Origin of the sequence: Granulicella mallensis MP5ACTX8, assembly GCF_000178955.2 — a bacterium.
GTDB lineage: Bacteria > Acidobacteriota > Terriglobia > Terriglobales > Acidobacteriaceae > Granulicella > Granulicella mallensis.
The window spans coordinates 5,313,159-5,324,926 of record NC_016631.1 but is presented as its reverse complement, the minus strand read 5'-3'; the positions used below and the strand labels follow the sequence as shown (position 1 = coordinate 5,324,926).

The following is an 11,768-nucleotide window of genomic DNA, read 5'->3' as shown; positions in this document are numbered from 1 at the left end:
ATGCACGAGGACGATGTCCTCGATTGGTTCTTTAAAATGTTCGTTTTGCGGAGAAGAGGACGGCATGAAATAGATAGATGCCGAACAGAAGACCTGGGTATGGCACGGTAGTCAGGATGTTCGTATCGTCCAGCGTTCCTTGAGATTCAGGAAGGGCGTTTCAAAGAACCGGAAGCTGAGCCATGCGAGTACGCAGGTAAGAGCGAGGGCGATGAGCGCGGTAGCGGATCTCGGATGCTCCTGTGCGCCGTATAGGTACTGGAAGAGATGGATGCGGTTGAGTAATTCCAGGAGTGCTCCATGGAATAGATCGTGAAACACATAAGCGCCATAACTGATGCGGCCCAGCCAACGCAAAGGACGCAACTTGAACAGGCGATAGAGCACAGAACCTGGTTGCAATGCGACGACAAGAGCGGACGCGGCGAAGAGGTCGATAAAGCTGAGGCCCCAGGTGAACTTCCACGCCGGGTAAATGTAGTCCCCGTGACGGTGAAGGGTGAGTGCTAAATATACTGCGGAGATTGCCGCGCATAGCCAGAAGAGCCAGTGAGAGATCTTTAGCATGGCATCGCGCTGCGTGCCGCGATACCAGAGGGCGACGAGTCCGCCAAGCAGCAGGGCGTCGATGCGAAACGGAGTGGCCCGATAAAGGATCTCTACATCGAGCATGTTCTGAGGTAGTACCGTATTTGCCCAGATGCGCACAAGCGGCATCAGCAGGACACTGCAGCCGCAGATCCAGAGCAGGGTGCGTCGGCTACGGACGAAAAAGATCACCCACGGCCAGAAGAGATAAAACTGTTCTTCCACGCACAAAGACCAGAAGTGCCCCATGTATACGGTGATACCGTGCGCATTTGTTCCGGAGATCTGGGCATCGGCGATGCGCTGCCAGGGTGTTCCGAGGATATAGGGATGCAGGAAGCGCAGATAGTTTCCAAGATAGAGCGGCCAGGCGATCCAGCTTCGCGACCAGCTCCAGTGGATGAGTGGTGTTGAAAGAAGCAGCACAAGGAAGATGCCATAGTAGAGGGGAAAGATGCGGAGTGTGCGTCGAATATAGAAGTTCCGCACGCGATGGGGATCGTCACGCGAGTCGAAGAGGATGCCGGTGATCAAAAATCCGGAGAGCACGAAAAAGATATCGACACCGGTCCAGCCCCAGGGGGTGGCGGCATAATGCTGGCCGAGAACCATGACAAAGGCAAGCGCGCGTATGCCGTCAAGCGCTGGGAAGTAAGCGCGATTCTCTGGCCTGGTGTGCACGGTATTGCCTGTTACAGGGCTCCGATTCACTATAGGGGACAATCCCTCATTGCCGACGTCCTGTAACGGAATGACTGCCGTGGAATCAGGTTTTAAGGCAGCCAAATCTTCAATGTTAGGCATTGGCTTATTGTCTCTACTGCTGTGCCTATTAGCAAACTGTTAGTTTGCCAGTCATCGTACTAGGTAGTGTCTGACGAATCGGAGAATAGGAGATCGTGGTTTCGAGCGAAACCAAGATCGCTGCATTCATAGTTTTTGTTTTATGTCTCTCCACAGAAGCGTCATCCTTGTATCTATAAGTGAGCGACAGTGTTTGTAGGAGACTGTCGTAGAGGGGGGAACCGATGTATTGGTTCCCCCACGGGCGGACGGCACCCGTTCATCCTGTGGTCTATTGACCGACGCTCAGCCCCGGGACCGCTGCCCAAGTCGCGCACGACCGAACAGTCGCATGATTTCAGTCGCACATACAAGGCAGGTTACCGTGACACGCATGATTTGTGGAGTGGATATATCCTCAGCCTCTTTGGCGGTACGGATAGGCCGAGAGGGTGCAGCAGCCAGTTTTGCCAATACGGTGGAAGGCATCAGTGAGTTGGTTGCGTTCTGCCGGTTGCACCAGGTAGATCTGGTGGCGATGGAGGCCACCGGGGGCTACGAAAAGCAGAGCTTCGCGTTGCTCTCAGAACAGGGGCTGGCTGTGACCATCCTCAACCCGCGCGCGGTCCGTCAGTTCGCGCTCAGCATGGGGAGAGCCGAGAAGACCGATGCGATCGACGCAGGTATGATCGCCTGGTTCGCGGAAGTGAAGAACTCCCAGCCGATGTGCCTGTCGCCGGCCAGCCAGCATCACCTGCGCGCGCTGGTGACACGCCTGCGCCAGCTCACCGAGGTTCACACCGCTCAGCGCAACCAGCAGCGCCTGATCACCGACCCTGCCGTGCAGGCCTCGTTCACCGAACTGCTGGCCGTAATCAACCGCCAGATCCGTGAACTGGCCGCAGCCATCGCGGCGTTACTAGCTGCCGACCCGCTCTGGAGCCAACTCGATCAGGCCTTCCGCACCATCAAGGGCGTGGCCGACCGCACCGTAGCGCGCCTCATGGCCGAGATGCCCGAGATCGGAACCCTGTCTAACAAAACCATCTCCAAGCTGGCCGGTGTTGCCCCGCTGGCCAACGACAGCGGTAAGCACCAGGGCAAACGCAGGGTGCGCGGAGGTCGTTCCTCTATCCGCGAGATCCTGTTCATCGTTGCCAGCGTCGTTGGCCGCTACGAACCCGACTTCATCGCCTTCCGAGAACGGCTCGCCAACGCGGGAAAGCCTCCCAAAGTCATACGCATCGCCTTAGCTCATAAACTGCTCGTTCGACTCAACGCAAAAGCCCGCGAAGTTCGATCCCAGTTCCTCCACTCTCAACGGAACCCCTCTTCCCAACAATCCATCACCGCATAAAATACTCAGCTCTTGACAAAACAAGACAGTCGCTGAGCGGAGCGTCCCAGCTTTTGGGGACGCGGAGTCGAAGGACCCCGAGGGTTGACCTCTTGCCTATGCCCTTTGGAGCTTTTCTACCCCGAGCGCTCGAGCCTGACTCTCGTGCTGGAAAAGGGTCCGACATCCTAAGCGAGATCAAGTTCTTCGGGGTCCTTCGGTCCTGAGCGTAGTCGAACGGACGCGCCTCGCAAAAAACGCGAGGCGCTACGCTCAGGATGACGTCTCTGTGGGGGAACAAAATAGGTGATGCGTTGTTGTCCCCGATTCATCAGACACTACCTGGTCCCCGTTCGCCTGCTCTCTTAAGTTTTATGTGACATGTATGCCTCGATGGTCATGCACTACTGGAAATTGCACGACAGAGCAACCCGGCAATCTGGAGGGGACGAATTCGATTCCTTTCCTCGGATGGGTTCCTGCCGTTTCCTCTGGTTTTGCCATACGCCTAGGGCGTGTCATCAAATTGCTTCTGGTACGAAATCGAACTGTGTAACCAGCTTGTTGAGGCACTGAATCGGAAGGGCATAGCTTCAGCTATGCCGTAAAAGTCGCTCCGAAGGAGCCTACCGCTCTGCCGAAGGCCGGAGTGAAGGCGTAGCCGCAACGACTGAATTGCTTTCTTTGGTCGTGGCGAAACAGGCCGACCACGCCACGAAGGCATCCCCGGTGAGCCCTGTACAGTCTTGGCAACATCAAGGAAAGCAATTTAGTCGCTCCGGCTACGCCTTCGCTCCAGCCTTCGGCAGAGTGGAAGGGATCTGACCACTTACTTGTTCGGCCCGGCTGAAGCCGGGCCCTTCCGGCTCTTGCCTCATGATGCAATTTGCACAGCTCAATTTTCAACCCGAAATAACAATTTGATGACAGGCCCTAGCCATCGTACTGAAACTCTTTCTCTTAGCTCTTTGTCTCTTACCCTCTTGTAACCATGCCGGAGGGCTCAGCGGTCGGCCTCGCCTGCAACGGGTAACGCAATGTCAGCACCAGCAGGGCGACGAGCAGCAGGCACTTCAACTGTCCGTCCCACTGTTTTCCGTGGTGGATGACCTCAGGAAGAAATACCAGAGTCGCGGCACAGCAAAGTAACATCGCCGTTAATCCCGGAATCCGCTGCCCAGTCCGATACGTGTCGACTGCCAGCAGAATCAAAGCTCCGAACACTGTCAATACATGCAACAGGGTGTATTCAAAGGAGGTTGGCGGAAACAGAACGCAGACCACCGTGCAGAATACGATCTGATTGAGTACTGGTTGCCGCCATACTCTGCCAACCAGCAGTCCCAGCGTTAGCAGCGCCATCAGGCCAAGATAGAGCGTCAGAGTTCCGCTTGCCCAGTGTAGATCGATGGCATGCCGCCAGAATATCCGCTTAAATAGCGCGAATAAGGAGTGATCGACGCCTGTCTCGTTTCGCACGGTTAGCATGTAAAGCTGTCGAAATAGATCCAGGCCGTGTTGAATGCCCTTTGAAGCTGCTGCGAAGGTAGGGCCTACAAATATCAGCGCGCCTGCTGAAAAAACAGCGGCAGCCACTACACCGGCAATCGCTTGCCGATATTGCCGCCGAACCAGAAGCAGGACAAGAAACAGCACCGGGTAAATCTTCAAGGATGCTGTGAGCCCAAAACACACCGCAGCCCCATAGCCTTTGCCAGTTAAAAAGAATGCGATGCCGCCTGCAATTAATGCCCATACGACGATTTCAAGGTTAGCCTGGCCCAGCGCAAACCATACAGGATAACAACACAGCAAACCCAAGAGGACCAATGCTGCTGCAGCGGACAACCGCACACCGCGTCGAAAGAGCGCCCGCGTGAATAATGCTGCTGCTACTGTTAGTGATCCAAACGCAAAGCTTAGGTATGCCGCGACAATGTGTGGAGCGAAGGCATAGAAGCATTCGTACGGTATTGTCGCCGTAGCCGGATACATGAAGGGGGTCGCTCCCGTCCATGTAAAAAAAGCCTCCGTATGTAGATACTTAAAACGCGGGTAAAAGTTCACCAAGTCTGGAAAGCGCACGTTCTCTCTGCGTAATGGCCACCTATAGACAGGATCTCCAAGATGCAGCACGTATCGGCACACGGCCTCCGTAGCCACGCAGACCGCCACTGCAACAACCATCAGTAACAGGCAGCGAAGCACTATCGGCGGTATACCCTGCCACGCGCTCTGCCGTTTCACTCCGGCCTCATCCATCGAATGCAAGGCCTCTCCGGCTTCAGATCTCATTGTGTAGTTCCCGCTCCACAATGCTCAGCGATCGATTCTTCATCTGGAGATACATCCGACCCAGATACTCTCCGATGATGCCGAGCAACATGGCATTGATGCCAAGTGAAGCAAGGACAAGAACAGTAAGCGCGGTTCTCCAGTCGTGTGTGAGTGGGGTTGCCGGTTACGATCATCGAATCAGCGCTCAGAGGTTCCTCTTGCGTAGTGGGAGTGGACGAATGTCTAGCGATAGCTCGTCCGTAGTATAGCGGTGTTGTGATTGAAGGAGATCGATGATGTAGGAGGTTACAGCCCCTATAATTGAAAAAATGCGAGACCTGCCCAACCTGGATTTTGTCCGATCTGTCGCGGTGATTTCAGTGGTTGTAGAGCACACCTTGCTCGCGCTTGGGATCAAACAGATTGGTCCGTTTCCGGTAGCGTACATGGGGGTGCTTGGTGTTTTTGTCTTCTTCGTGCTGACTGCGCTGGTGTTGATGTGGTCTTTGGAACGAAAGCCGCACACGTTGGATTTCTACATACGTCGTTGGTTTCGCATCTACCCTTTAGCGATAGCAGCTATCTTGGTGACGGTGCTTTTACATGCGCCTGTCGGCGGTACGCCAGCCAACTTTTTTCTGTATACACATCCGGGAGGAGCTATCGGCATTCTGGTGCAGATGGCACTGCTGCAGAATGTTATTCATGCCCCTTCTGTGCTCTCTGTACTGTGGACCCTGCCCTATGAAGTGCAGATGTATCTCCTTCTTCCACCGCTCTATTTTTTTGTAAGACGCAACTTCTCTTTATGGCCGCTGCTATTGATCTGGGGCCTGGTGCTGCTGCAGTGTCGCTATGTGCCGGCTGACCAGAATAACTTTGCCGTTGCGATTGGATACTTCCTTCCAGGCATCATGTCCTATGTTGCGTTTGGGCGTTGGAAGCCGAGTGCGCCAGGTTGGCTTTTGCCGTTTTTCCTGCTGACGATATGGCTGTTGTTTCTATACCATTGCAACTTTCATAAAGGATGGTACTTCTGTCTTGTGATTGCGTTAGCTTTGCCTCTCTTTAAGCAAATGAAGTCAGAGGTTGTGTTAGCGCCAAGCCGGATCATTGCACGATACTCCTATGGCATCTACATAACGCACCCATTCGCGATTGTCATAGGGTTATATCTATTGCGTGGATGCAGTCTGCCAGTGCGTTTACTGGGCGAGCTTGTTCCGTTAGTGGTGCTACCGTTCATTGCCTATCATGTAATCGAGCACCCGATGATGCGCCTTGGTTCTCGACTCGCTGCTCGTGCTGAGAAGAAGTATGAGCAGCGGGAGGCGAACCGCTATCGTGAGATACCAAATTTCTAGCTCAATGATTGAGTCGATGGTGCCGTCTGCACCATCATTTAGCAGCCGGAGGAGTGCATTCGGCGTCGTATGTCGACTGCGATAGCTTCTCCCCGGGGAGCCGCCTCGTCGAGTCAGATATTGCCGCTGAGCTTTGATCTCTGGGAAACGGGACGGTATGCAGGCCAAATCTATTCTTGAGTCGAAGGAATGGAGTTTCGAAATAGCGAAAGCTGAGCCATGCCAGTCCGTATGCAATGAAGAACCATGCAATGACGGCGAGATTAGCTACATGCCAAGTGCGCAGCCTTGGATATGCCCTGGCGAGGATCAACTGCGGCAGATCGTGAATGATGTAAAACCCATAGCTGATCTCGCCGAGAGCTTGGAGAGGGCGAAACATCAGGATGCGGCTGATGGGATGATTATCCCTCAGGCACGAGAGCAGGATGCCGGTTGCAAATAAGGGAATAATCGTCAAAGCTGGGACGGCGGTCCAATGCGAGCCTAGATTAGCTGAAAGCTGTTCATGATTGATTGTGGCAATGCGCCAGCAACGCACGGTATACCAAGTGATGATCAGACCTGGCCCGATGAGCAGTGCGGCATTCAATCGCAGAATCGCAATACGAGAGATCTCTGCGTTGCGGATTAACATGGCGATGAAAGAGCCGATCAAAAGGCCATCAATATGTGTGGCGGTCTGATGGTAAGCCCACTCGTTTTGTGCGATACCGACAGGGTCGAAATGCCAGAAAAATATGCGGCTTGCCAGCGATGCTGTTACCCCTAATACACAGGCGGCCATCCGTAAATTTTTGTCGCGCAGAATAAGTAAAGTAAGAGGCCATACCATATAGAACTGCTCTTCCACGCAAAGTGACCAGAAGTGGAGGATCTCGAATTGCCAATGGGGCAAGCGGGTAAGCGTCAGAGTAGATATGGACCAGAGAGAGGCTGCATGGCGAGGTGAGACGAGGTTGCCCAGGTAGATGGGCCAGTGCCATAGCCGAGGCTGGAACTGGATGAGATTCAGCGGCCAGTGGAGTAGGAAGACAACGATCCATAGCGCATAGTACAGAGGAAAGATACGCAGCACGCGCTTGATGTAGAAACGCTTCAGAGCTCCTGGACTTCCAAGCGTATCGACGAGACCTCCAGTGATGAGAAAGCCAGAGAGTACAAAGAAAAAATCCACGCCTACCCAGCCGAATGAAAGCCAGCTATAAGGAAGCACCATGGATCCAAAGTGGATGAGGAATACCATCAGTACCGCAAGCCCGCGGAACCCATCGAGTGCAGGATAGTGATTGCGCAGCAAGGATGTTGCACTTGTCTCTTCGGTGGGTTTTGTCATTTCTTAAGGAGGCGCAGACTACGGCTTTTATTGCTATTGGTGATGATATTAGATTTGCTTAAACGGTCGATGAAGAAGCTTAAGGGAGGAGTCGTGTGGGACACGTAGGTAGGTCAATCTCTCTGTGTTGCGCCGTAAGTTCTTTGGACAATACTCCAACCTGTCGTCGCCATGATCACGGCAGCAACGCAGGGCACTGCAATTCCCAGGCGCAACGATCCCGTTCTGCTGGAGACTGCCCCCGTCAACAATGGCAGTAAAGCGGAACCGATGCCTCCGATGACGTAGACGGTATTGCCACTGTCGTGCTCAAACACCAGGGCGAGCAGCAGAGGATAGATGGGGCCGGCGGCGAAGCCGATCGCGAAAGCTGCCGACAACAGTACCGGACCGTTGCGGAAGAGAATCAAGGCTGCGAGGGCCGTGGCCATCGCCAGCAGGTTCCATGTCAGCAGAAACCGTTTTGTGGCCCGTCCAATAGCGGCGCTCGAATGGACCAGCCGGCTTGTCAGCAGGCCGATCCAAAAGCAGGTAGGTGCGCCTATCGTGACGCGAAGGCTGTCCCCGCTGCGTTGCGAGTAGGTCGCCAGCCAGCCAGCCGACGAAGCCTCCACGCCTGTTGCGCAGAGCACGAGCACCAGCAGGGACAGAGGTGCTGCAAACCCTGCCAGTTTTAGAGATCCAGCCGCGGCCTGCGATGGCGTGGGACGAGGCTCATCTCGTTCGAAGGCGGCTACCCAGACCCCGAAGGCGGCGAACGCGGCGGCCAGAAGCAGCAAGACGTTTTTTGCATTGGCTGTATTGCGAATGCCCTCGTGCAGGATGATCCAAGGGGCGGTGCAGGCTCCGATAGCCCACAGCAGGTTCAGCCGGGTCATCTCAGCCGGGAGCGTCTCGGTCCATCGCCTCGCCTGAAGGAGGCTGATGGAGGTCATGGTGATTCCCAGGCCCAGGCCGAAGAGCAGGATCGCTCCATTGGCAGTCCTGCCGGAGGCAAAGGGCAGAAGGGCTGCTCCGATCGAGGTGCAGAGGGTTCCGCGAAAGATCGACCAGCGCAGCGACCCGCGTGAGAGCAGGGCACCGCTGGTTCCTCCTACGAAGAAAAGGCCCAGCAGTAGTCCCACTTGAGAGTCTTGAAGCGACCAGCGGGCAAGCAGCCACGGCATGAGCGCGCCGGGAAGGGCGCAGGAAAACCCTGTTGCCGCGAAGGCAAGGTACAGAGGCAACCGCTTGCGGATCGAAAGCCAGCTAAGGAGCTTCGGCTCAGGAGACGAGTTCATTTCTTCCCGGGATGAGATCGCGCCGCAGCTGATTTCTTTGGAGCCGGTCCTGTCGACTCACGAACGATCAGTTCAGGCTCAATCGTGACAATGGAAGGAACCCGTTCGCCGGCGATCTTTCTCAAGAGCAACTGCGCGGCTGTGCGGCCGAACTCCTGTAGCGGTTGCCGAATCGTCGAGATGCTGGGTACGTTGAATGCCGCGGCGGGGATATCGTCGAAGCCCAGGATGGAGACATCGTGCGGAACGCGCAAACCCGTATCGAAGAGGGCTCGCAGTGTTCCAATGGCGGCGACGTCGTTGAAGCAGAGCATGGCGGTGAAGTTGCTGGTGTGGCGCAACAGGTTCCGAATGCCCGGATAACCCAGCTCCGGTGTGTCGAGGTCCTGATCCAGTTTGACGGTCAGGTCGGACGAGACGGTCAGTCCCATGCTGCGTGCTACTTTGACCGTTGCCTTCCAGCGGGCATCCGAGTCTGAGCTGACGTTTTGACCACGCATGAAGGCGATCTTGCGGTGACCGAGTTGATAAAGGTGTTGCAGCGCCAGCTCCGCCGCACGCTGGTGGTTCAGGACGACATTCGTGACACCGGGCAGGGCATGATGGCTCGCAATGGCCACGGTCGGGCATTGCGGTGATTTCTTGAGATGGGTATCGATGGCCAGGATGCCTTCGATGCCTCGCGCCGCCATCAGGTTGGGATACTCCAGCACCAGGTCTTCCCGATGGCGATGATGCGCCGTGAAGAAGAAGTAGCCCTTGTCGATCAGGGAGTCTCCAGCGCCTGCCAGCACCTGCGTGTGATAACCCTCGCCGAAGACCGGCAGCAGCACGCCGATGGTCTGGCTCTTCATTCCCTGCAGGGACCGGGCCACAAAACTCGGCTGGTATCCGAACTTCTTGGCGGCGGCGTGAACGCGATTGCGCGTGATCTGCGGAATGGAACGCCCCGGAACATTGTTCAGGACGAAGGAGATGGTTGCGGGGCTTAGATCCAGGAAATCGGCAAGCGTCTTGAGGCTTACACGAGCCGGGATGCTTGGTGATTTGGTTGAACGTGGCATTACCGCCCAGTCTAAACCCTGTCAGGGCGGTTGTAGCGGGTTCGGACAGGTTCTTAGCGTGGTTCTTTTGCGGGGGCCCTTCTCCTTCAGGGCGACTTGCGCATCCTTCCTGCAACTCGTTATTCTTCTCCGGCAACGCGACCAGCGATGGATCTCGTTTAGACAAGCGTTTATCTTCAATAATCGAAAGTGTTCGGCGAAATCAGGAGCAATTCATCATGCGCATCTTTCAAGCTATTTCCCCCTCTTTTCCCCGGATTGCGGCCAGTTCGGTCCTTTTGTTGGGAGCGCTTGCTCTGCCTGCTTATGCCTCCAATCCAAAGGTCACGCAATGGCTGACGACGCCGGATCGCACCTCTCTGCTGGCGAAACAGCCAGGGCAACTCCGTTTCAAAGATGCCTCCGGAGCGGGACCCACCATTGAGGTGGACGATGCAAAGACCTTTCAGACGATGGATGGTTTTGGTTTCGCTCTGACGGGAGGAAGCGCCGAGTTGATCATGCGCATGACCCCGAAGGCGCGCACCAGCCTTCTCCATGAACTCTTTGGCGTGAAGGGGAATGCGATTGGAGTGAGTTATCTCCGGGTGAGCATCGGATCCTCCGACATGAACGACCACGTCTTTACGTATGACGATCTGCCGCAGGGGGAGAAGGATCTGTCCCTGGAGCACTTCAATCTGGGGCCCGACTTGAAGGACGTCATCCCCGTTCTGAAGGAGATTCTCGCGATCAACCCCAGGATCTCTATCCTTGCTTCGCCCTGGAGCGCTCCTTCCTGGATGAAGACGAATGACGATCCGAAAGGCGGCTCTCTCAAGCCGGAGTACTATGAGGTTTATAGCCGCTACCTGGTGAAGTACATCGAGGCGATGCGCTCCCAGGGAATTACGATCGCTGCGATCACGATCCAGAATGAACCGTTGAATCCAAAGAACACGCCGAGTATGTACATGTCGTCTGAAGAGCAGGCGCAGTTCATCCGGCAGGCCTTCGGTCCGCAGCTTCGCAAAAGCAACCTAGCCACGAAGATCGTGCTCTATGACCACAACTGCGACAAGCCGGAGTACGCCACCTCGATCCTCAAGGACCCGGAGGCCAGCCAGTACGTCGATGGTTCGGGCTTTCATCTTTATGGCGGCACCATCGATGCGATGACGACGGTCCACGACGCGGCTCCGCAAAAGAACCTCTACTTTACAGAGCAGATGATCATCGATCAGAAGTCTGACCCAACTCTCCAGATTGCCAAGCCTGTGTCACGTGTTGTGATCGGCGCGACTGAAAACTGGAGCCGCAATGTCCTGCTCTGGAACCTAGCGGCCGATCCGCAGTTTGGTCCACACACCAGCAATGGCGGTTGCCCGGTCTGCGAAGGCGCTATCACCCTCGATGGCGACAAGGTGACGAGAAATCTGGCTTTCTATACGGTCGGGCAGGCGTCGAAGTTTATTCCGGTGGGTTCTACTCGGATCGCTTCCAGTCCTGCTTCTGCCGAGGTTCCTCCGCATGTTGCCTTTCGTACTCCGGCGGGGAAGCATGTGTTGATCGTTGCCAATCCGGGAGCGGAGGCCAAAACCTTCAATATCCGTTTTGAGGGCAAAGCCGTTAGTACCAGCCTCGGAGCGAACGCGGCCGCGACGTATACGTGGTGATGTCAGGGGCTGTTATCCAACCTTGTTCCAGGTCTAGCCAGCTTCTTGCTTTGAAGGGGCGGGCTTCAGCCCCGCCGTTAGGAAC

General features: G+C 55.5%; 8 protein-coding genes. 3 read left to right on the top strand and 5 right to left on the bottom strand.

What is annotated here, in order from left to right:
• Positions 1 to 111 precede the first annotated feature (111 nt).
• Complete coding sequence (locus ACIX8_RS20610; protein ID WP_014267321.1) at positions 112 to 1,392, bottom strand: acyltransferase family protein; 1,281 nt, start codon at positions 1,390 to 1,392, stop codon at positions 112 to 114.
• A gap of 364 nt (positions 1,393 to 1,756) precedes the next feature.
• Between ACIX8_RS20610 and ACIX8_RS20605 the strand changes: the two genes are divergently transcribed.
• Entirely contained in the window at positions 1,757 to 2,728 is a 972-nt protein-coding gene (locus tag ACIX8_RS20605) for an IS110 family RNA-guided transposase (RefSeq protein ID WP_085942750.1), read from the top strand.
• A 954-nt stretch (positions 2,729 to 3,682) separates the two neighbouring features.
• Here the strand turns inward: ACIX8_RS20605 and ACIX8_RS20600 are convergent.
• On the bottom strand, positions 3,683 to 4,969 hold the full coding sequence (locus ACIX8_RS20600; RefSeq protein ID WP_014267319.1) for a glycosyltransferase 87 family protein: 1,287 nt from the start codon (positions 4,967 to 4,969) through the stop codon (positions 3,683 to 3,685).
• A gap of 344 nt (positions 4,970 to 5,313) precedes the next feature.
• Between ACIX8_RS20600 and ACIX8_RS20595 the strand changes: the two genes are divergently transcribed.
• A complete protein-coding gene (locus ACIX8_RS20595; RefSeq protein WP_014267318.1) occupies positions 5,314 to 6,348 on the top strand; it encodes an acyltransferase family protein in 1,035 nt (344 codons plus the stop codon).
• A gap of 34 nt (positions 6,349 to 6,382) precedes the next feature.
• Here ACIX8_RS20595 and ACIX8_RS20590 read toward each other — a convergent pair whose 3' ends face one another.
• From ACIX8_RS20590 to ACIX8_RS20580, 3 genes are all read right to left on the bottom strand, one after another.
• Positions 6,383 to 7,684: an acyltransferase family protein gene (locus ACIX8_RS20590; protein WP_014267317.1), complete on the bottom strand. Its 1,302-nt coding sequence runs from the start codon at positions 7,682 to 7,684 to the stop codon at positions 6,383 to 6,385.
• Positions 7,685 to 7,797: 113 nt separating this feature from the next.
• Positions 7,798 to 8,964 carry an MFS transporter gene (locus ACIX8_RS20585; RefSeq protein ID WP_014267316.1) on the bottom strand — a complete coding sequence of 389 codons (1,167 nt, stop codon included), beginning with the start codon at positions 8,962 to 8,964 and terminating at the stop codon, positions 7,798 to 7,800.
• Positions 8,961 to 10,028 (bottom strand): LacI family DNA-binding transcriptional regulator, encoded by a 1,068-nt coding sequence (locus ACIX8_RS20580; RefSeq protein WP_014267315.1) that lies wholly within the window; start codon positions 10,026 to 10,028, stop codon positions 8,961 to 8,963. Before ACIX8_RS20580 ends, ACIX8_RS20585 begins: the two co-directional genes overlap by 4 nt.
• 218 nt (positions 10,029 to 10,246) lie before the next feature.
• Here ACIX8_RS20580 and ACIX8_RS20575 point away from each other — a divergent pair, with 218 nt between their 5' ends.
• Positions 10,247 to 11,683, top strand: a complete 1,437-nt coding sequence (locus tag ACIX8_RS20575) for a glycoside hydrolase family 30 protein (RefSeq protein WP_014267314.1) — start codon at positions 10,247 to 10,249, stop codon at positions 11,681 to 11,683.
• The last annotated feature ends 85 nt before the right edge of the window (positions 11,684 to 11,768 follow it).